The sequence below is a fragment of the Pseudomonas sp. GM102 genome, assembly GCF_000282555.1.
In the GTDB taxonomy this organism is placed as follows: Bacteria; Pseudomonadota; Gammaproteobacteria; order Pseudomonadales; family Pseudomonadaceae; genus Aquipseudomonas.
On the sequence record NZ_AKJB01000045.1, the window covers coordinates 89,205 to 109,705 of the forward strand.

Genomic DNA, 20,501 nt, shown 5'->3' on the forward strand with positions numbered 1-20,501 from the left:
AGTTTGTAAGTTATATTCTTTTAAATAAAAGATGCAGGGAAACGTCCTGCAAGTCAGTAGGACCGCAAGAGTAAGAAGCAGAGGCTGAAGAGTGGATCGTGTGGCGTTAAAACGGCTGACGGAGAGCCTGTTGGCTCCCCGTCAAACCAGCGTACTCAGCTGTTTGGCAGCAGACGGCAGGTGATGCTCTTGATGTAGCGAGTCTCGGCAATCGCTGGGTGTACCGGGTGATCCGGGCCCTGACCGCCGCGTTCCAGCATCTGGATGTTGCGGTCCAGGTGACGGGCGCTGGTCAGCAGGATGTTCTGCAGATCGTCTTCCGGCAGGTGCATCGAGCACGAAGCGCTGACCAGGATGCCGTCCTTGCTAAGCAGGCGCATGGCTTGCTCATTCAGGCGACGGTAGGCGCCTTCACCGTTTTTCATGTCTTTCTTGCGTTTGATGAAGGCAGGAGGGTCGGCCACGATGACGTCGAAACGCTCTTCGCTGGCTTTCAGTTCCTTCAGGGCTTCGAACACGTCGCCTTCGATGCAGGTCATTTTTTCGGCGACGCCGTTCAGTGCGGCATTGCGCTCGACGCCGTCGAGGGCGAAGGCCGAAGCATCGACGCAGAACACTTCACTGGCGCCGAAGGCAGCCGCTTGAACGCCCCAGCCGCCGATGTAGCTGTACAAGTCCAGTACACGTTTGCCTTTGGCATAAGGTGCCAGGCGTGCGCGGTTCATGCGGTGGTCGTAGAACCAGCCGGTTTTCTGTCCCTGGATGACTGGCGCTTCGAATTTCACGCCGTTCTCTTCCAGCGCGACCCATTCCGGCACCAGGCCGAATACGGTTTCGACGTAGCGGTTGAGGCCTTCGGCATCACGGGCAGCGGAGTCGTTCTTGAACAGAATGCCGCTTGGCTTGAGCACTTGGGTCAGTGCCGCGATCACGTCATCTTTGTGAGCTTCCATGGTCGCCGAGGCGATCTGGACGACCAGGATGTCGCCGAAACGGTCGACCACCAGGCCTGGCAGCAGGTCGGAGTCGCCGTAGACCAGGCGATAGAACGGCTTGTCGAACAGGCGATCACGCAGGGACAAAGCAACGTTCAGGCGATGCACCAGCAGCGACTTGTCCAGCGGCAACTTGATGTCACGCGACAGCAGGCGGGCGCAGATCAGGTTGTTCGGGCTCATGGCAACGATGCCCAGCGGCTTGCCGCTGGCGGCTTCGAGGATCGCCTGGTCGCCGGCCTTGAAACCGTGCAAAGGCGTAGCGGCTACATCGATTTCGTTGCTGTAGACCCACAAGTGGCCGTTTCGCAGGCGACGGTCGGCGTTGGCTTTGAGGCGCAGGCTAGGCAGGGACATGACGTCGCTCCGGAAAAAAGAGCGGGAGTATAGCGTGTTGAGATCCCGGATAGGCCGGCGAGTGGACATGTGGCGAGGGAGCTTGCTCCCGCTGGATGGCGAAGCCGTCCCATAAGCGGTAGTTGCAGTGCACTCGGGCAAACCGCATTCGCTGGATTTGCGACTGCTTCGCAGCCGGACGGGAGCAAGCTCCCTCGCCACAGGAGGTTGCTTTGTACCCGGGAGAGGGCCTGAGCATTTGCTGATGAAACTTCAAGCGATGTGCCGGCCAAAGGTGTCAGATCCATCTTCTTAAGGGTTAGAATCCCCGCCTGACCCGGAGTGTGTACTTATGTCCCAAGAGTTGACGACCGCACAGATTCAACAGTCCCTGCAAGGCATCAGCGTGCCGGCCCAGCCGCAGATCATGGTGGATCTGCAGATGGAGCAATACATGCCCGATCCGGACCTGGAAGTGATCGCGAAGCTGATCTCCCAGGACCCTGGCCTGTCCGGCGCCTTGCTGAAAATCGTCAACTCGCCGTACTACGGCTTGAGTAACAAGATCACCGCGATCCAGCGGGCAGTGAACCTGTTGGGCAGCCGTTCGATCATCAACCTGATCAATGCGCAGTCGATCAAGGGCGAACTGAACGACGACGCGATCGTCACCCTCAACCGTTTCTGGGACACGGCGCAGGACGTGGCGATGACGTGCCTGACCCTGGCCAAGCGTGTCGGTGTCCAGGCCGGTGATGAAGCCTATGCGCTGGGCCTGTTCCACGATTGCGGCATCCCGTTGATGCTCAAGAAATTCCCCGACTACATGAAAGTGCTGGAACAGGCCTATGGCAATGCCAGCGCCGAATGCCGCGTGGTGGATACCGAGAACAAAAAATACAATACCAACCACGCCGTGGTCGGGTATTACACCGCCAAGTCCTGGCGCCTGCCGGAACATGTCACCCAGGCCATTGCCAACCATCACAACGCCCTGGCCATTTTCAGCGATGAATCGTCACGCAACACGCCGCTGAAAAACTTGCTGGCGATCCTGAAGATGGCTGAACACATTTGCGCCTCCTTCCGGGTACTGGGCAACCAGTCCGAAGACCACGAATGGAACAGTGTCGGGCCCCTTGTGCTCGATTACATCGGCCTATCGGAATACGATTTCGAAACCCAGAAACAAGAGATTCGCGACCTCGCCACGCGTTGAGTGTCGAACCTCGCCTGATTCGAGAGCCCCATGCCAGAACTGCCGGAAGTCGAAACCACCCGCCGCGGGATTGCACCGCACCTGGAGGGCCAGCGCGTCAGCCGGGTGATCGTGCGTGAGCGCCGTCTGCGCTGGCCGATCCCCGAAGACCTGGATGTGCGGCTGTCCGGTCAGCGCATCGTGCTGGTGGAACGGCGCGCCAAGTACCTGCTGATCAACGCCGAAGTCGGCACGCTGATCAGTCATTTGGGGATGTCGGGGAATCTGCGGCTGGTGGAAGTCGGCCTGCCGGCGGCCAAGCATGAGCATGTGGATATTGAACTGGAATCGGGCCTGGCCCTGCGCTACACCGACCCGCGACGGTTTGGCGCGATGCTCTGGAGCCTCGACCCGCTCAACCATGAACTGCTGATTCGCCTCGGGCCGGAGCCGTTGACCGATCTGTTTGACGGCGATCGGCTGTTTCAGCAATCGCGCGGGCGTTCCATGGCGGTCAAGCCGTTCATCATGGACAACGCGGTAGTGGTCGGCGTCGGCAACATTTACGCAACCGAAGCGCTGTTTGCCGCCGGCATCGACCCGCGCCGCGAAGCCAAGAGCATTTCCCGGGCGCGCTATTTGAAGCTGGCGATCGAGATCAAGCGCATCCTTGCCCTCGCCATCGAGCGCGGGGGCACCACGTTGCGGGACTTTATCGGCGGCGATGGTCAACCGGGTTACTTCCAGCAGGAGTTGTTCGTGTACGGCCGTGGTGGTGAACACTGCAAGGTCTGTGGCACAGGGTTGCGGGAAGTCAAGCTTGGGCAGCGCGCCAGCGTCTTTTGTCCGCGCTGTCAGAGCTGATACCGGCTACGGTCTATAGTCAGTGTTCTCACTGCCTAGCCGAAGGACCGTGCCATGAATCTGTTTCGAACCCTTGTCGTTGCGTTGTTGCTGAGCGTCGGTGCGTCCGCGCTGGCGGCTGAGAACGGCAGCGGCGATCCTCGTTACACCATCCAGAACCCACCGGCCTACGCCATGCTTGGCGATTTACTGATTGCTCGACCTTTGTTGGTGGCGGCGACGGTTATCGGTGCCGGGGCATTTGTGCTGTCGTTGCCGTTTACCGCACTGGGCGGTGGCATTGGCGATGCGGGGCAGGCGTTGGTGGTCGATCCGGCGAAAGCCGCATTTGTGCGGTGCCTGGGGTGTATCGGGGAGGGGTTTGAGCAGCGGGAGTGACTTCTAAGAGCTTCGCGGGCAAGCCTCGCTCCTACAGAGTGCCATCGGTGGGACGACGCGGACCTGTAGGAGCGAGGCTTGCCCGCGAAGGCGCCCTGACAGGCGCCGGATGACTCAAGCCTTACCGGTAATCTTGCGGTACTTCTCCATCAACTGTTCTTCAGTCTCCGGATGAGCCTCGTCCAGCGGGATGCAATCCACCGGGCAGACCTGCTGGCACTGCGGTTCGTCGTAGTGGCCGACACATTGTGTGCACAGGTTCGGGTCGATCACGTAGATCTCTTCGCCCTGGGAGATGGCGGCGTTCGGGCACTCGGGTTCGCAGACGTCGCAGTTGATGCAATCGTCGGTGATGATCAGGGACATGCTAACTCCAGCCGGGGCGGCAGGCCCGGGCGCAATAAATCAATGCGCACAATTGTGCCGCATTGGCGCCCGCAGTGCACGCGGGCGCGATCAAGTGCAGCGATCGAAGCTTGCGGTAGCCGTAAAAGATCGCAGCCTTCGGCAGCTCCTACTTTTTAAAGCGCAGGGTGAGAGCGTCGGCCACCGCCGGGTGGACGAACTTGGTGATATCGCCGCCCAGGGCCGCTATTTCACGCACCAGCGTCGAGGAAATGAACGAATAACGCTCGGACGGGGTAAGAAACAGGCTTTCCACATCCGGCGCCAGTTGGCGGTTCATGTTGGCCAGCTGGAATTCGTATTCGAAGTCCGATACCGCGCGCAAACCACGCAGGAATACGTTGGCGTTCTTCTCTTTGGCGAAGTGCGCGAGCAGCGTCGAGAAACCGACGACTTCAACGTTCGGCAGATGTTTAGTGACCTCGCGGGCCAGCTCCACACGTTGTTCCAGGGGAAACAGCGGGTTTTTTTTCGGGCTGGCGGCGACGGCGATGATCACATGATCGAACAGGCGCGAGGCGCGTTCGACCAGATCGCCATGGCCCTTGGTAATAGGGTCGAAGGTACCTGGGTACAACACTCGGTTCATCGCGTCGTCCTGGCGGGAGTCCGTTGGGGAGTCGGATGGTATCGCAGCCTTCCCGGTCGGCCAAGTCGCCTGTTGGGTAAGAAAGCACTATAGACGATGGGAATATTCCGCGTTTTCATGGGTTTTTCAAACGTTCAGCCAGCGAAGTCGCCAATTGTGCCGTCAGTCCGTAGACCGATAATTGGGGGTTTGCCCCAATGCTGGTGGGGAAAAGCGAGCCGTCATGAATCGACAGATTGGCGAGTTGGTGATGTTGGCCGAGGCTATCGGTCACGGCGTTTTTCGGGTCTTCACCCATGGCACAACCGCCCATCACATGGGCACTGCCCAGGCGTGTGCGATACAACTCAAGGCTCAGGTCATCAATCAGCGTGCGCGCTTGAGCGAGGGTTTTCACGTAACGAGCGTCGGCGTGCATCGGCATCACTGCGTTGGCGCCACCGGCGAACTGGATCTCGGCCATGCTGTGGAAAGCCCGGCGCAACCCGTCCCAGGCGTAGGGTGAAACCTGATAGTCGAGCACCGGTGTGCCGTCACCGCGCAATTCAACGCTGCCGCCAGGGCTGTCCGGGTGAAAACCATCCCGCAGCAACGCCAGCATAGCGTGGGTGTGCGGCAGGTTTTCCATATGCCGGGCGCTTTCCGTGCCGAAGCCGCCCAGCAGGGTGCTGGCCAGTGCCGGGTGCAATGGCGGGACTTCCAGTTTGTAAGACATCTTGCCGGTGGTGCCATCCTGCCACTGGAAATGGTCGGAATAGATCGACTGCGGCGCGCCGTAGAACGGGTTGATCACCTCATCAAACAGCCCGGCGGACATGTTTACCAGGTGCAGGAATGTCCGTTTACCCAGCCGCTCATGTGGATCCGGCGCCTCTGAGCGCAACAGCAGCGCCGGGCTGTTGATCCCGCCACCGGCCAGTACGTAATGCCGCGCCTTGACCGTAATCGTGCGTCCGGTGGGCGCAACGCAACGCTCATCCATCGCCACACATTTCAGCCCCGTAACCCTGCCGTCTTTGATCGACAGCTTTTCTGCGCGGGCCAGATAGAGCAGCTCGCCACCTTTTTCCAGGGTCGCCGGAATGGTCGTGACCAGCATCGATTGCTTGGCATTGGTCGGGCAACCCATGCCGCAGTAGCCGATATTCCAGCAGCCGCGCACGTTGCGCGGAATCACATGCCAGGCGTAGCCGAGTTTTTCGCAGCCTTTGCGGATGACGTCGTTGTTGGCGTTGGGCGGCACTCTCCATGGCGCGACACCCAGGCGTTGTTCCATTTTCTCGAACCAGGGCGCCATCTCGGCCGGCGTGTGGCCTTTGACGTCGTGCTCTTTGGCCCAGTGTTCCAGCGTCGGGTCCGGGGTGCGAAAGCTTGAGGTCCAGTTGATCAGCGTGGTGCCGCCCACCGCCCGACCCTGGAGGATGGTGATCGCGCCGTCCTTGCTCATGCGCCCGATGCCTTCCTGATAGAGGCTGGTGTAGGCCTGGTCTTCGAGCATCTTGAAGTCGCTGCTGGTCTTGAGCGGGCCTTCTTCGATCAGCAATACCTTGTAGCCGGCGGTGCTGAGGATTTCGGCGGTGGTCCCGCCGCCGGCACCGCTGCCGATGATCGCCACGTCCGCTTCGAGGGTCAGGTCCTCGGTCAGTCGGGCGCCGTTGTAGGTTTTCCAGCCACGGGCCAGGCCTTCGCGGAACGGATCGGGTACGGGCATGTTCGGGTTCTCTTATTATTTTGGATTCTGTGGTGAGGCGGCCGACGTCTTCGCGGGCAAGCCTCGCTCCTACAGGTTTGCCCACCCTTTGTGAACGACTCAAACCCTGTAGGAGCGAGGCTTGCCCGCGAAGGCGTCGCCACGATTTCAAACGGTGGGCGGCCCGGGATACCCACAATGCGCCCACGACCCCGCCCGGCTGTACCACGCCATCATCACCATTTGCAGCAACGAGCTGTGGCCCATGCGCAGCAGGCTCAACGAGCTGTTTTCCCAACGGTCGAGAAAGTGCCGGATCTGTTCGCTGCTGGCGTTTTCCCAACTGCCCCAGATTCCGGTCAATGGGCCGCGAGTAATGCTCATCCCCAATACATCGAACAATTGCCGGGTCAGTTTGAGCATTTCCGGCGACAGGTGATTCAGGCCGTTATCCAGGCAGTGCAAGGTCTCGGCGACGGCGGCCGGCATTTTTTCGATGGTCACAGCACCGTCGAGCATCACCGGAATCACTGCTCGCAGAAACAGCAGGTCGCCGCTGCGCAGAATCGCGAAACCGCTGGCCGGCGTATTCGACGAGCAGCCGCTGAGGCTCGCGCCTAATCCGGCCGTGGCCAGAAAAGCGCTGGCGCCGAGGCTGAATTTAAGCAGGCCGCGCCGTGACAGCGCGGGTGTATCGGACAGGCTTGGGCTCATTATTGTTATTACCCGGCGGTGATGATCGTTAGCGGATAAACAGTTTCTGGATCAGTTTCTGAATGGATTTACCGTAGGGCGGATAGATCAGTTTCGCCGCATTGAAGCGCTGTTTGATCAGCACGCCTTTGGCCTTGCTGAAGGTCAGGAAGCCCTCGCGGCCGTGGTAGTGGCCCATGCCCGAGGCGCCGATGCCGCCGAACGGCATGTCGTCCTGAGCAACGTGCAGCAAGGTGTCATTGAGGCAAACGCCGCCGGAATGGGTTTCGTGGAGGACGCGGTTTTGCTCGCGCTTGTCGTAGCCGAAGTAATACAGCGCCAGTGGGCGAGGGCGTTGGTTGATGTAGGCAAACGCTTCGTCAAGATCCTTGTACGGCACGATTGGCAGCAACGGGCCGAAGATTTCGTCCTGCATCACCGTCATGTCGTCGCTGACGTTGAGCAGCAGGCTATGACTCATGCGCCGGTCCTGGCCCTGGTCGAACAGTGGAATCAGCAGCGCGCCCTTGCTGGTGGCGTCGCTGAGGTAGCCGTTGAGCCGTGCCAGCTGCCGGTCGTTGATGATGGCGGTGTAGTCCGGGTTGTCGGCCAGCGTCGGATAAAACCCGCGAACCGCCTGGCGATAGGCTTCGACGAAAGAGCCGACGCGGTCTTCCGGTACCAGCACGTAGTCCGGGGCGACACAGGTTTGCCCGGCGTTGAGGGTCTTGCCGAAAGCGATGCGTTCGGCGGCGTCCTTGAGCGGCACATCGCGGGAAACGATGGCCGGGGACTTGCCGCCCAGTTCGAGGGTCACCGGGGTCAGGTTCTCGGCCGCCGCGCGCATCACGTGTTTGCCGATGCTGGTGGCGCCAGTGAACAGCAAATGATCGAAACGCAGCCGCGAGAACGCCACACCAATATCGGCCTCACCCAGCACCACGCAGACCAGGTCCTGGGGGAAAACCCGGCCCAGCAATTCCTTGAGCAGCAAACCGGTGGCAGGGGTCGATTCGCTGAGTTTGAGCATCACCCGATTGCCCGCCGACAACGCGCCCACCAACGGCCCGATGGCCAGGTAAAGCGGGTAGTTCCACGGCACGATCACCCCAACCACGCCTAACGGCTGATAAACCACTTTGGCTGACGCCGGTTGAAAGGCGAGGCCGACTTTGCGTCGCGAGGTTTTCATCCAGTCTTTGAGGTGCCGGCTGGCGTAGTGAATGCCGTGCAGGCTGGGCATCAGTTCGGCGAGCAGGGTTTCATCGGCGCTGCGGTGGCTGAAATCCTGGCTGATCGCATTGATCAGGGCCTGGCGCTCATTGCTCAGCAGGTCCTTCAACGCCTTTAGCCATTGCTGGCGCTGAGCTGCGGGTGGCATCGGGTTGGCGGCATACGCCGCGCGTTGAGCATCGAACAGGGTTTGGAGTTCGTCCAGAGGCTGCTGCAGGTTCTTCAGGTAGGCAATGTCTGCAGGCATGGTCGGCTCCGGATTTATTGTAATGAGGGACTTTCTAGAGTCTATGCTCTAGAAAGTCAAATGGCGCTCTGGTACAGCTTTGTTTTATCCATGCGCGGATAGGTCGTAAGATGCCCCTCATCGCACTCTGAATTAAAGCTCAAGCCATGGCCCCTCGGATCAAAACCAGCGAGCGCATCGTGCAGAACAGCCTGGAGCTGTTCAATCAACAGGGCGAGCGCAGTATCAGCACCAACCACATTGCTGCCCACATGGAGATTTCCCCGGGCAACCTGTACTACCACTTCCCCAACAAGCAGGCGATCATCGCCGTGTTGTTCAGTGAGTACGAAAACCTGGTGGACAGCTTCCTGCGCCCGCCCCAGGGGCGCGCCGCGACGGTTGAAGACAAGCGCTTCTACCTCAAGGAACTGCTCGCCGCCATGTGGCAATACCGCTTCCTGCATCGCGACCTCGAGCATTTGCTCGACAGCGATCCTGAGCTGGCTGCCCGTTACCGGCGTTTTTCCCAGCGCTGCCTGATCCAGGGCACACACATCTACGCGGGTTTCGTCGAGGCTGGCATTCTGTGCATGGACAAGGTTCAGATCGAATCCCTGACCCTCAATGCCTGGATCATTCTCACCTCGTGGGTGCGTTTTCTGTGCACTACGCGCGAAAACTCCAACCATTTGAGCGAACAGGCGATCAAACGGGGCGTGTATCAGGTGCTGGTGCTGGAGGCCGGGTTCGTCACCGATCAAGCTCACGATGCGGTGAATGCACTGTTCGAAGAGTTTTATGTGCCGCTGGCCCAGGCGCTGGAAGAAGTGCAGTAGGATTCGAGACAGACAAAATCACAGGAGCCCGTTATGCCCATTGCGCAACTGATCAGCCCGCAAGCGTTGGACCTGAAGAAGGAGACGCCGGGGCTGGTGATTCTGGATTGTCGTTTTGCCCTCGAAGACCCTGATTACGGTCAGCGCAGCTACGCCGAAGGGCATATTGCCGGATCGAGCTTTGCCGATCTGGAGCGTGATTTGAGTGGGACAGTGGTCAAGGGGATTACCGGGCGTCATCCATTGCCTGAACCCGTCGACTTGATCGAACGCTTGCAAACCTGGGGCATCAACGCCGACAGCGAAGTGGTTTTGTACGATGACGGTCCAGGCGCCTACGCGGCGCGGGCCTGGTGGTTGCTGGCGTGGCTGGGCAAGCGCGATGGCGTGTTCATTCTCGATGGCGGGCTGAAAGCCTGGCACGCCGCCGGATTGCCCCTGAGTCTTGATCCGCCGTCGATTGCCCGTGGCACCTTCACCGGGACGCCGGATGCTTCGTTGGTGCTCAGCGCCCAACAGCTCCAGCAACGTCTAGGCCAGCCCGCGTTGACCTTGCTCGACGCCCGCGGCTTGCCGCGCTTCAAGGGTGAAGTGGAGCCGATCGATCCGATTGCCGGGCACATCCCCGGCGCACAATGTGCTGCGTTCACCGATAACCTGGGCAGCGACGGGCGGTTCCTGCCGGCCGAACAGCTCAAGCAGCGGTTTGCCGCGAAGCTCGGTGATCGTTCACCGACAGAGCTGGTCGCGTATTGCGGTTCCGGCGTGACCGCCTGCCACAACCTGTTCGCCCTCTGCCTGGCGGGTTATCCGTTGGGGTCGTTGTATGCCGGGTCGTGGAGCGAGTGGATCAACGATCCTGCGCGAGGCGTCGCCAAGGGCGAATAATCCCCAATCCATTGTGGGAGCGAGCCTCTTGTGGCGAGGGGGCTTGCCCCCGTTCGGCTGCGAAGCAGTCGCAGATCGGGACGGTCTAACTGAAAAACCATATCCGCTGGCTGCGGGAGCGCTTCGCACTCCAACGGGGGCAAGCCCCCTTGCCACAAAAACTCGCCACATTTGGATCTTCGTTGTCATCCATGGTCGGGCAGCTGCCGCGCGCTGCGATACGCCCCTGGTCCCACGCCGTAAACCTGCTTGAATTGCCGACTCAGATGGCTCTGGTCGGCAAAACCCAGTTGCGTCGCGACTTCCAGCGGCAGGCAGCCGCGTTGTAACAACGCCCGTGCCCGAGCGATGCGCTGCTGCATCAACCAGGTGTGTGGCGGCATGCCGGTGGCTCTGCGAAACACTCGGGCGAAGTGGAAGGGCGACAGGTTCACCGCCGCCGCCAGTTCTTCCAGCGAGGGCGGCGCCGCCAAGCGTGATTGCAGCAGTTCCTTGGCCAGGGTTACCGCCCGGTGTTCCTTGCCAGGTTTGCTGGCGGTCGGGACCGCTGCGTGACGTTGCAACAGCGACAGCATCATTTCCCGCCAGGCCGTTTGCTGCTGCAGCGCCGTGGACGGACTCTCCAGCAAACAATGCAGTTGGCAAAACCCCTTCACCAGATCCGGATCGCGATACAACGTGGCGCCAAACGCCGGCAAGGTATCGGTCGGCAGTTCGAGCTCGTCCAGCAGTGAAAGAATCTGCCCGCTGTCGGGATAAAACGCCCGGTATAACCAACCGTCTTCCGTACCTTTGTGGCCGGTGTGCAGTTCATCCGGATTGATCAGCACCAGCGTGCCGCTACCCGCCAGATGCTCGGCACCTCGATAGCGATAACGCTGGGCGCCGGCCATGATCATGCCGATCACATAGCCGTCATGTATATGGGGGGCGAAGCGGTGTTCGATGTAGCGTGCGGACAATAACTCGACCCCGGCCAACGGCGCCGTTTGCCAGAAGTGAATCGATTCGCCCTGATCCGAACCCATGCTCTACTTGCGTCCTGTGGTGGCGAGCCATTGGGGAATGCGCCTTTCCAGGTAGTAACCCGGTTGCCGGAACGAGCCCTCGACGAAGCCGACATGCCCACCCTTGGCCTGCAATTCGAATTGGGTGGAGGCAGACAATTCGTCGGCATGCGGCAGGCTATGAGGAAAGACAAACGGGTCATCGGCCGCCTGGATAATCAGGGTCGGTGTGCGAATCTCCCCAAGGAAATAACGACTCGAAGCGCGGCGATAGTAATCCGCGGCATCGGCGAAACCATTCAGCGGTGCGGTGACCCGGCCATCGAAATCCCAGAAGGTGCGCATGTTCTCCAGCGAGCCCAGCGCCGCCAATGCCGCCAAGCCATCCTGATGCCCTTCATGCTGGAACCTGCGCTGCTTGTTCTTGATGTAGGCGACCATCTCCCGCATGAAATGCGCTTGATAGAATTTGGAAAAACCCTGGCTGATACGATCGGCACACTGATCGAGCCGAAACGGCACCGACACCGCCACCGCACCGAGTACGCCGCTGTTGCTGCCGGTTTCGCCCAGATGCTTGAGTAAAACGTTGCCACCCATGGAATAACCGACCGCATACAGCGGCGCGAGAGGGCGCTGGGTTCGCAGGTGTTTGATGGTTTCCGCCAGGTCTTCACTGGCCCCGGAATGGTAGCTGCGCGGCAACAGATTGGGTTCGCCGGAACAGCCTCGCCAGTTCAGCGCGACGCTGGCCCAACCCTGGGCGCCCAGCGCCTTCTGCACACCGGCCACGTAAGGTGAATTCGATGAGCCGGTCAGGCCGTGCAGCACCAGCACCAGTGGCACATTTGCGCTGTGGGGGCCGTGCCAGTCCAGGTCAAGGAAGTCGCCGTCTTCGAGCCATAAACGTTCGCGCTCGCGGTCCAGGTGTGTGGTTTTGCGCCATAGCGGTCCCCACAAGGTTTGTAAGTGCGGATTGCCCAGGCCGTAGGCGGGGCTGAATTGGGGGGTGAAACGTTCTGGCAGATGGGACACGATTGCTCTCGATGCAGCGGTGCTTACCCGCAGCGTTAACTGACTGAGCTTCGCACCGTTTTTACAGGCCGGACTAACCGGCGATCCCTGCCATACGTTGCCACAACGCGTAGTACACCCGTCCTGATTTTTGCTCCCGATGCAGGCGCCAATTTTCTGGCAAACCCAATATCGACGGTGCCGTTTCGCTTTCAGTGTAGACCCACGCATCGTCACTCAGCCACTGACGCTCTTCGAGCAAAGTGCAAACGGCCGGCAACAGATTCTGATTGAACGGCGGATCGAGAAACACCAGATCGAACGCCGTAGCCGGTTGGGTTTCCAGATAGCGCAAGGCGTCGGCAGTCTGTACCTGACCGGTTGTGCAGCGCAGGGTGCCCAGATGTTCCTTGATGCTCGCTACCGCAATGTTGCTGGCATCCAGTGCCTGGCCCATTGCTGCGCCACGGGACAAAGCTTCCAGAAACAGCGCACCGCTGCCGGCAAACGGATCAAGTACCTTGGCCCCGGCGACATAAGGCGCGAGCCAGTTGAACAGGGTTTCACGGACTCGGTCCGGCGTTGGACGCAAGCCTGGCGCATCGGGGAAGCTCAGCTTTCGGCTGCCCCATTCACCGCCGATGATGCGCAGTTGATTCACACCGTTATGCACGTTGTGAACAGGTTTCTTTGGACGCGATGGACGGGCCATTAATGCTCCGGAACCCCGAGCGGTTGCTCGGCAGGTTTGTCAGTAGGGGCCGGCAACGGCTTTTGTGGCACGGTCGGGCCAGCGCTGACGATGACCAGTTTGTCCGTGCTCAGGTGTTTGTTCAATGCGGTTTTGACTTGCTCGACGGTCAGGCTCTGGGACTGCTGCATGAAGTCTTCCAGGTAGCTCAGCGGCAAGTTGTAAAAACCCATGGCGCCGAGCTGCCCGACGATATCGGCGTTGCTGGCGGTGGACAGCGGGAAGCTGCCGGCCAGTTCTCGCTTGGCGTCGTCGAGTTCTTTCTCGGTGGGGCCGGTTTTAAGGTAGTCGGCGAGCACGTCCTGCACCAGTTTCAGCGTGCCTTCGCTCATCTCTGCGCGGGTTTGCAGGTTGATCATGAACGGCCCGCGAGCCTGCATCGGACTGAAACCCGAATACACGCCATAGGCCAGGCCGCGCTTCTCGCGCACTTCGCTCATCAACCGGGTGCCGAAGCCACCGCCGCCAAGGATCTGATTGCCCAGCGACAGCGCTGCGTAATCCGGATCGTCACGATCGATGCCCAGTTGCGCGATCATCAGGTTGGTTTGCTTGGACGGAAACTCGATGTGGCCGATGCTGGACTTGGGGTCGGTCGGTTGTTCGATTTTCGCCAGGGCCGGCCCTTTGGGCAGGTCGGCGGACACTTGTGCGGCAACCGCCTCGGCCTCGGCGCGCGACAAGTCGCCCACCAGTGCAATCACCACATTGCCAGCAGCGTAGGCTTTCTGATGGAAGGCCCGCAACTGCGCCAGGGTAATCGGTGGAATGCTTTTCGCCGTGCCATCGCTGGAGTGCGCGTACGGGTGATCGCCATACAAGCGGTTCATCAGCTCCAGGCTGGCGAGTTTGCCGGGGTTCTGTTTCTGGTATTCGAAGCCGGCCAGCATCTGGTTCTTGATGCGTGTAAAGGAATCGGCGGGGAGGGTCGGTTTGCCGACCACTTCAGCAAACAGCTTCAAGGCAGGCTCGCGTTTATCCGCGGCACTGAGGCTGCGCAGCGAGGCAATCGCCATGTCTTTATAGGCGCCGTTACCGAAATCGGCCCCCAGGCCTTCGAAGCCCTGGGCGATAGCGCTGACATCCTTGCCGGCCACACCTTCATTGAGCATGGCATTGGTCAGCAGTGCCAGGCCGGGAGCATCGCCGTCCTGGCTGCTGCCGGCAGCGAAGATCAGGCGCATGTCGAACATCGGCAGCTCACGGGCTTCGACGAACATTACCTTGGCGCCTTCGGCGGTGTTCCAGGTCTGCACGTTCAGTGAGCGATGGCTTGGGGTCTTGCCGTCGAGTTCCGCCAACGATTGCAGTTTCTGGCTCGCCTTGGCTTTGTCGAGGGCTTCACTGGCACTGGTCTCGTCAGACTTGGACAAATAGAAGGCGGCGGATCCGAGCAGTGCAATGACGATCAGGCCGATCAGGGCCAGGCGCGGTTTTTTACGCTCACTCATGAGTCGTCTCCTGTGGCAGTACATGGGCGACGCTGAGACGTGCGCGAGTGAAATACAGCTTGGCGGCCTTCTGGATGTCTTGCGGGGTCACGCTTTCCAGTTCGGCGAGTTCGGTGTCCATCAGTTTCCAGGACAGCCCGACAGTTTCCAGTTGGCCAATGGCGGTGGCCTGGCTGGTAATCGAGTCACGCTCGTAGACCAGACCGGCAATGACCTGTGCTCGTACGCGCTCCAGCTCTTCAGTGGAGGGCGCGGTGGTTTTCAGCTGTTCAAGCAGTTTCCACAGGCCGGCTTCCGCCTGGGCCATGGTTTTCTTCTTCTGGGTGTTCGGCGTGGCCGACAAAGTGAACAGACTGTCGCCACGGGTGTAGGCGTCGTAGCTCGACGAACCGCCGGACACCAGCTCTTCGCCGCGTTCCAGTTGCGTCGGGATCCGGCCGCTGTAGCCGCCATCGAGCAGTGCGGAAATCAGGCGCAGAGCGTTCACCGAGCGCTTGTCTTCGGCGGTAGCGATGCTCGGCACGTTGAAGGCCAGCATCAGGCTCGGCAATTGGGTCTGCACGTGCAGGGTGATCTTCCGTTCGCCGGGCTCGGCCAGTTCCAGCGGGATTTTCGCCGGTGGCACATCACGCTTGGCGATCGGGCCGAAGTAACGCTGGGCCAGGGTTTTGACCTCGTCCGGGGTGACGTCACCGACGACCACCAGGGTGGCGTTGTTCGGCACATACCAGGATTGATACCAGTGGCGCAGTTCTTCGACCTTCATGCGGTCGAGGTCCGCCATCCAGCCGATGGTCGGCGTGTGATAGCCGCTGGCGGGGTAGGCCATGGCCATGAAGCGTTCGTAGGCCTTGGACATCGGCTTGTCGTCGGTGCGCAGGCGACGTTCTTCCTTGATCACCTCGATCTCGCGGGTGAACTCGTCGGCTGGCAGGCGCAGATTGGCCATGCGGTCGGCTTCCAGTTCGAAAGCGACGCCCAGACGGTCACGGGCCAGCACTTGGTAATACGCGGTGAAGTCGTCGCTGGTGAAGGCGTTCTCTTCGGCACCGAGGTCGCGCAGGATCAGCGACGCTTCGCCGGGGCCGACTTTCTCGCTGCCCTTGAACATCATGTGTTCCAGCGCATGGGACAGCCCGGTCTGGCCCGGGGTCTCATAGCTTGAGCCGACCTTGTACCAGACCTGGGAAACGACGACCGGCGCACGATGGTCTTCGCGCACAACGACCTTCAGGCCATTGTCGAGGGTGAATTCGTGGGTGGGTTGTGGATCGGCAGCCAGGGCTGAAAGTGGCAGACAAACTGTGCTGAACAGCAGGCCTGCAGCGCGGCGGGCTAGAGCATTCATTCGTTTTTAAACCTGTTGGGCTGCCCGCTTGGTCTTAGCGTCGGCGGGCGAGAGGGTGCTAGGATACTGATCCGTTTTACTGGCGGCCACGCCTATCAGGCCTTTACGTTTGATCAGGTTGTATGGGTTTACGGCAGAAGGCTGGGTTTTATCGACTAAACTCTGCTTTTTCGCCGATTTTGCCGCTTCAGTCCTTCGTGAAATCGTTTTTTGCAAGGTGCCGTTTGCACCTCGATAAAATGTTGCGCGTGAACAAGCTGGATGAATCGCAGTCTGTTCTGCATCGAATTATTTATTGCCGAGGCGCCCTTTGGCGCGTCGCTACCGTGAGATAGCCGTCCTCCATGTTTGGTTCCAACGACGACAAGAAGACCCCAGCTGCGGCTGGCGAGAAGAAAAGCCTGTTCGGATGGCTGCGCAAAAAGCCGCAGGAACCCGTTGTCGAACAGCCACAGCCAATTCCTGAGGCAACACCTGCGCCGGTCATGGAGCAAGAGCCTGCGCCGGTTGTCCTGCCGATCGCCGAGCCGGTACTGCAATCCGCGGCCGAGCCTGCGCCTGAGCCTGAAACCGTGGTCGTGGCCCCGTTGCCGCTGACGCCAGCCGCCGAGCCGTGGCTGACGTTGCCGGTGGCGGAAGAGCCGGTGGCGTTGGTCGAAGATGAACAAGCAGCTCACATCACTCCGCCGATTCCAGCCCCGGCCGCGTTTGCTCCTGAGCCGATTCGCGCACCAGTGGTTGAGCCGGTCGTTGAACCTGTGTTCGTGGCCGAGCCTGCGCTGGTTGCTCCAGAACCTGTAGCGCCTGCATTTGTTGCTCCCGCTCCGGTTGCTCCGATTGTTCAAGCGCCTGCACCTGCACCGGTTATCGCTCCTGTCGCCACCACTCCCATCGCTCCTGTCGAAACACCGGTCGAGCCGGTGCGTACCGAGGAGACCAAAGCCGGCTTCTTCGCTCGCCTCAAACAAGGCTTGTCCAAGACCAGCGCCAGCATTGGCGAGGGCATGGCCAGCCTGTTCCTCGGCAAGAAAATCATCGATGACGAGTTGCTCGAAGACATCGAAACCCGCCTGCTGACCGCCGATGTCGGCGTCGAAGCGACGTCGGTGATCATTCAGCGCCTGACTCAGAAAGTCGCCCGCAAAGAGCTGGCCGATGCCGACGCGTTGTACAAATCCCTGCAGGCGGAACTGGCGGCGATGCTCAAGCCCGTCGAACAGCCACTGAAAATCACCTCGCAGAACAAGCCGTTCGTGATTCTGGTGGTGGGCGTCAACGGCGCCGGCAAGACCACCACCATCGGCAAACTGGCGAAGAAACTGCAACTGGAAGGCAAGAAAGTCATGCTCGCCGCCGGGGATACTTTCCGCGCCGCCGCAGTGGAGCAATTGCAGGTCTGGGGTGAGCGCAACAAGATCCCGGTGATCGCCCAGCACACTGGCGCCGACTCGGCGTCGGTCATCTTCGATGCCGTGCAGGCCGCCAAGGCCCGTGGTATTGACGTGCTGATCGCCGACACCGCCGGTCGTTTGCACACCAAAGACAACCTGATGGAAGAACTGAAAAAGGTTCGCCGGGTGATCGGCAAGCTCGACGCCGATGCGCCGCACGAAGTGCTGTTGGTGCTCGACGCCGGTACCGGCCAGAACGCCATCAATCAGGCCAAGCAATTTAACCAGACCGTCGAACTGACTGGCCTGGCGCTGACCAAACTCGATGGCACCGCCAAGGGCGGGGTGATTTTCGCCCTGGCCAAGCAGTTTGGCTTGCCGATTCGCTATATCGGTGTCGGCGAAGGCATCGACGATTTGCGTACTTTTGAAGCAGAACCCTTTGTCCAGGCATTGTTTGCCGAGCGGGAGCGTTCATGATTCGTTTCGAGCAGGTCGGTAAACGCTACCCGAATGGTCACGTCGGCTTGCATGAGCTGAGCTTTCGAGTCCGTCGGGGCGAATTTTTGTTTGTTACCGGCCATTCCGGCGCCGGTAAAAGCACCTTGTTGCGCCTGCTGCTGGCGATGGAGCGTCCGACCACCGGCAAATTGCTGCTGGCAGGGCAAGACCTGAGCACCATCAGCAATGCGCAGATTCCATTCCTGCGCCGGCAAATCGGCGTGGTGTTTCAGAATCACCAGCTGCTGTTCGATCGCACGGTGTTCAACAACGTTGCGTTGCCGCTGCAGATCCTTGGTCTGTCGAAGGCCGAAGTCGCCAAGCGCGTGGACTCGGCCCTGGAGCGCGTGGCGCTCTCGGACAAGACCGATCTCTACCCCGGCGACCTGTCCACCGGCCAGCAACAGCGCGTCGGCATCGCTCGCGCCATCGTTCACCGTCCGGCCTTGCTGCTGGCGGACGAACCGACCGGTAACCTTGACCCGCGTCTGGCGGCAGAAATCATGGGCGTGTTCGAAGACATCAACCGTTTGGGCACCAGCGTGCTGATCGCCAGTCACGACCTGGCACTGATTGCCCGCATGCGTCACCGCATGCTCACCCTGCAGCGTGGCCGATTGATCGGCGACGGGGAGGCTGGCGTATGAGTGCAACACGTAGCCCCAAGGTTTCCGAGCGCGTGGCCCCGAAAGCCGCCGATCCGCAACCGCAGTCGCAGAAGAAAAAGCGCGACGATGACGATGGCCCGGATTTCCCTACGCTGTTCCGCGCCTGGATCGAAAGCCATCGCGCCAGTCTGCTAGACAGCTTGCGCCGCTTGGGCAAACACCCGATCGGCAGCTTTTTCACCTGCATGGTGATGGCAGTTGCCCTGAGTTTGCCGATGGGCCTGTCACTTTTGCTAAGTAACGTCGAGCGTCTCGGCGGTTCCTGGCAGCGTGCGGCGCAGATTTCCCTGTACCTGCAACTCGATGCCAGCCCTGAACAGGGCGAGGCGTTGCGCGAGCAGATCAAGGGCATGCCGGGCGTGGCCGACGCCGAATACGTGGGTCGCGATCAGGCGCTGGAAGAGTTCCAGCAGCAGTCCGGGCTAGGCGAAGCGCTCAAGGAACTCCCGGAAAACCCGCTGCCGGGCGTGGTCCTGGTGACCCCGAACGAGGTCGACAAGCCCGCGCTTGAAGCATTGAGACAAAAACTTTCCGAATTGCCGAAGGTACAACAGGCGCAACTTGATCTAGTCTGGGTCGAGCGTCTGGCAGCCATCCTCAAGCTGGGCGACCGATTTGTCTTCGGTCTGACTGTGCTTTTGGTTTCTGCATTACTTTTGGTGATAGGCAATACCATTCGTCTTCATATTGAAAACCGCCGCACAGAGATAGAAGTGATTAAACTCGTCGGCGGCACTGACAGCTATGTGCGCAGGCCCTTTCTGTATATGGGTGCGCTTTATGGCTTTGGTGCGGGGATTCTTTCCTGGGGTGTATTGGCGTTCGGCCTGAACTGGCTGAACGACGCGGTGGTTGGACTGGCCGGTTTGTACGGCAGTGATTTTGCGCTGGCCGGAGTGCCAGTTGCCGACGGTCTATCGCTCTTGCTTGGCGCGGTGCTGTTGGGGTATATCGGTGCATGGATTGCAGTCGCACGCCACCTGCGGGAGCTTGCGCCAAAGTAATATCATTTTGCTCGTATTGACCTTTCAGCGTTTATGGGAACTTGTCTTTTGGTTTCCGGTCAATTTTCGCAGTGCTGAACTGCACGAGTTATGTAAGTCGGAGGTTTTTTCGTATGACCAATTCTTTGCAGCCTGCATATGCTCTGGTCCCGGGTGCGAACCTGGAGGCCTATGTGCACACGGTGAACAGCATTCCATTGCTGACACCGGAGCAGGAGCGTGAACTGGCCGAGAGTCTCTATTATGAGCAGGATTTGGGGGCGGCTCGGCAGATGGTGCTCGCCCACCTGCGTTTTGTCGTACACATTGCCCGTAGCTATTCCGGCTACGGCCTGGCCCAGGCTGACCTGATCCAGGAAGGCAACGTCGGCCTGATGAAAGCGGTCAAGCGTTTCAACCCGGAAATGGGTGTACGCCTGGTGTCCTTTGCGGTGCACTGGATCAAGGCGGAAATCCACGAGTTCATCCTGCGCAACTGGCGAATCGTGAAAGTCGCGACCACCAAGGCCCAGCGCAAGCTGTTCTTCAACCTGCGCAGCCAGAAGAAACGTCTGGCCTGGCTGAACAACGAGGAAGTCCATCGCGTGGCGGAAAGCCTCGGCGTAGAGCCGCGGGAAGTGCGCGAGATGGAAAGTCGCCTGACTGGCCATGACATGGCTTTCGATCCGGCCGCGGAAGCGGACGACGACAGTGCATTCCAGTCGCCGGCCAACTACCTGGAAGACCACCGGTACGATCCGGCCCGTCAACTGGAAGACGCCGACTGGAGCGACAACTCCAACCACAACCTGCATGAAGCGCTTGAAGTGCTGGACGACCGCAGCCGCGACATCCTCTACCAGCGCTGGCTGGCAGAAGAAAAAGCCACGCTGCACGACCTGGCGCAGAAGTACAACGTGTCGGCCGAGCGTATTCGTCAGCTCGAGAAGAGCGCGATGAACAAGCTCAAGTTGTCGATCGCCGCATAACCTGCGCGCCGGCAATAAAAAACGCCCCGATCATTGATCGTAATGCTGTTCACTTAAGCATTTG

Annotated in this window: 20 protein-coding genes; 9 read left to right on the forward strand and 11 right to left on the reverse strand. The window is 60.2% G+C overall.

Annotated elements, in window-relative coordinates; translation table 11 throughout:
* Window positions 1-155: 155 nt before the first annotated feature.
* On the reverse strand, window positions 156-1,352 hold the full coding sequence (locus PMI18_RS21260; RefSeq protein ID WP_007897847.1) for a class I SAM-dependent rRNA methyltransferase: 1,197 nt from the start codon (window positions 1,350-1,352) through the stop codon (window positions 156-158).
* Between the two features lie 385 nt (window positions 1,353-1,737).
* Between PMI18_RS21260 and PMI18_RS21255 the strand changes: the two genes are divergently transcribed.
* The 3 genes from PMI18_RS21255 to PMI18_RS21245 are packed head-to-tail and all read left to right on the forward strand — an operon-like array spanning window position 1,738 to window position 3,771.
* On the forward strand, window positions 1,738-2,550 hold the full coding sequence (locus PMI18_RS21255) for an HDOD domain-containing protein (protein ID WP_162131369.1): 813 nt from the start codon (window positions 1,738-1,740) through the stop codon (window positions 2,548-2,550).
* 30 nt (window positions 2,551-2,580) lie between these two features.
* On the forward strand, window positions 2,581-3,393 hold the full coding sequence (gene mutM / locus PMI18_RS21250; RefSeq protein WP_007897851.1) for a bifunctional DNA-formamidopyrimidine glycosylase/DNA-(apurinic or apyrimidinic site) lyase: 813 nt from the start codon (window positions 2,581-2,583) through the stop codon (window positions 3,391-3,393).
* Window positions 3,394-3,447: 54 nt separating this feature from the next.
* On the forward strand, window positions 3,448-3,771 hold the full coding sequence (locus PMI18_RS21245; protein ID WP_007897853.1) for a hypothetical protein: 324 nt from the start codon (window positions 3,448-3,450) through the stop codon (window positions 3,769-3,771).
* Window positions 3,772-3,885: 114 nt separating this feature from the next.
* Here the strand turns inward: PMI18_RS21245 and PMI18_RS21240 are convergent, their stop codons facing one another.
* From PMI18_RS21240 to PMI18_RS21220, 5 genes are all read right to left on the reverse strand, one after another.
* Window positions 3,886-4,137: a YfhL family 4Fe-4S dicluster ferredoxin gene (locus tag PMI18_RS21240; protein WP_003195146.1), complete on the reverse strand. Its 252-nt coding sequence runs from the start codon at window positions 4,135-4,137 to the stop codon at window positions 3,886-3,888.
* Window positions 4,138-4,285: 148 nt separating this feature from the next.
* Window positions 4,286-4,765 carry a pantetheine-phosphate adenylyltransferase gene (coaD, locus tag PMI18_RS21235; RefSeq protein ID WP_007897855.1) on the reverse strand — a complete coding sequence of 160 codons (480 nt, stop codon included), beginning with the start codon at window positions 4,763-4,765 and terminating at the stop codon, window positions 4,286-4,288.
* Window positions 4,766-4,880: 115 nt separating this feature from the next.
* The gene (locus tag PMI18_RS21230; protein WP_007897860.1) at window positions 4,881-6,476 is read right to left on the reverse strand and encodes a GMC family oxidoreductase; all 1,596 of its coding nucleotides are present in this window, start codon (window positions 6,474-6,476) and stop codon (window positions 4,881-4,883) included.
* 147 nt (window positions 6,477-6,623) lie between these two features.
* Complete coding sequence (locus PMI18_RS21225; protein WP_007897861.1) at window positions 6,624-7,169, reverse strand: hypothetical protein; 546 nt, start codon at window positions 7,167-7,169, stop codon at window positions 6,624-6,626.
* A 28-nt stretch (window positions 7,170-7,197) separates the two neighbouring features.
* Window positions 7,198-8,628 (reverse strand): coniferyl aldehyde dehydrogenase, encoded by a 1,431-nt coding sequence (locus tag PMI18_RS21220; RefSeq protein ID WP_007897871.1) that lies wholly within the window; start codon window positions 8,626-8,628, stop codon window positions 7,198-7,200.
* A 146-nt stretch (window positions 8,629-8,774) separates the two neighbouring features.
* On the opposite strand from PMI18_RS21220, the gene PMI18_RS21215 reads away from it, so the two are divergent.
* Both PMI18_RS21215 and PMI18_RS21210 read left to right on the forward strand, forming a co-directional pair.
* Window positions 8,775-9,446, forward strand: a complete 672-nt coding sequence (locus PMI18_RS21215) for a TetR/AcrR family transcriptional regulator (protein ID WP_007897872.1) — start codon at window positions 8,775-8,777, stop codon at window positions 9,444-9,446.
* Between the two features lie 33 nt (window positions 9,447-9,479).
* On the forward strand, window positions 9,480-10,334 hold the full coding sequence (locus PMI18_RS21210; RefSeq protein WP_007897873.1) for a sulfurtransferase: 855 nt from the start codon (window positions 9,480-9,482) through the stop codon (window positions 10,332-10,334).
* 185 nt (window positions 10,335-10,519) lie between these two features.
* On the opposite strand, the gene PMI18_RS21205 is transcribed toward PMI18_RS21210, so the two are convergent.
* The 5 genes from PMI18_RS21205 to PMI18_RS21185 form a co-directional block, all read right to left on the reverse strand.
* Window positions 10,520-11,362: an AraC family transcriptional regulator gene (locus tag PMI18_RS21205; protein ID WP_007897875.1), complete on the reverse strand. Its 843-nt coding sequence runs from the start codon at window positions 11,360-11,362 to the stop codon at window positions 10,520-10,522.
* Window positions 11,363-11,365: 3 nt separating this feature from the next.
* Window positions 11,366-12,376: a hydrolase gene (locus PMI18_RS21200; protein ID WP_007897878.1), complete on the reverse strand. Its 1,011-nt coding sequence runs from the start codon at window positions 12,374-12,376 to the stop codon at window positions 11,366-11,368.
* A gap of 73 nt (window positions 12,377-12,449) precedes the next feature.
* The gene (gene rsmD / locus PMI18_RS21195; RefSeq protein WP_007897880.1) at window positions 12,450-13,067 is read right to left on the reverse strand and encodes a 16S rRNA (guanine(966)-N(2))-methyltransferase RsmD; all 618 of its coding nucleotides are present in this window, start codon (window positions 13,065-13,067) and stop codon (window positions 12,450-12,452) included.
* Entirely contained in the window at window positions 13,067-14,557 is a 1,491-nt protein-coding gene (locus tag PMI18_RS21190; RefSeq protein WP_007897883.1) for a M16 family metallopeptidase, read from the reverse strand. Before PMI18_RS21190 ends, rsmD begins: the two co-directional genes overlap by 1 nt.
* Window positions 14,550-15,905, reverse strand: coding sequence for a M16 family metallopeptidase (locus PMI18_RS21185; protein WP_007897885.1), 1,356 nt, complete (start codon window positions 15,903-15,905; stop codon window positions 14,550-14,552). Before PMI18_RS21185 ends, PMI18_RS21190 begins: the two co-directional genes overlap by 8 nt.
* A gap of 344 nt (window positions 15,906-16,249) precedes the next feature.
* Here PMI18_RS21185 and ftsY point away from each other — a divergent pair, with 344 nt between their 5' ends.
* From ftsY to rpoH, 4 genes are all read left to right on the forward strand, one after another.
* The gene (ftsY, locus tag PMI18_RS21180; RefSeq protein ID WP_007897887.1) at window positions 16,250-17,776 is read left to right on the forward strand and encodes a signal recognition particle-docking protein FtsY; all 1,527 of its coding nucleotides are present in this window, start codon (window positions 16,250-16,252) and stop codon (window positions 17,774-17,776) included.
* Window positions 17,773-18,444: a cell division ATP-binding protein FtsE gene (gene ftsE / locus PMI18_RS21175; RefSeq protein ID WP_007897888.1), complete on the forward strand. Its 672-nt coding sequence runs from the start codon at window positions 17,773-17,775 to the stop codon at window positions 18,442-18,444. Before ftsY ends, ftsE begins: the two co-directional genes overlap by 4 nt.
* Entirely contained in the window at window positions 18,441-19,469 is a 1,029-nt protein-coding gene (ftsX, locus tag PMI18_RS21170) for a permease-like cell division protein FtsX (protein ID WP_007897889.1), read from the forward strand. The genes ftsE and ftsX overlap by 4 nt, the downstream gene beginning before the upstream one ends.
* 113 nt (window positions 19,470-19,582) lie before the next feature.
* Entirely contained in the window at window positions 19,583-20,437 is an 855-nt protein-coding gene (gene rpoH, locus PMI18_RS21165) for an RNA polymerase sigma factor RpoH (RefSeq protein ID WP_007897890.1), read from the forward strand.
* Window positions 20,438-20,501: the final 64 nt, after the last annotated feature.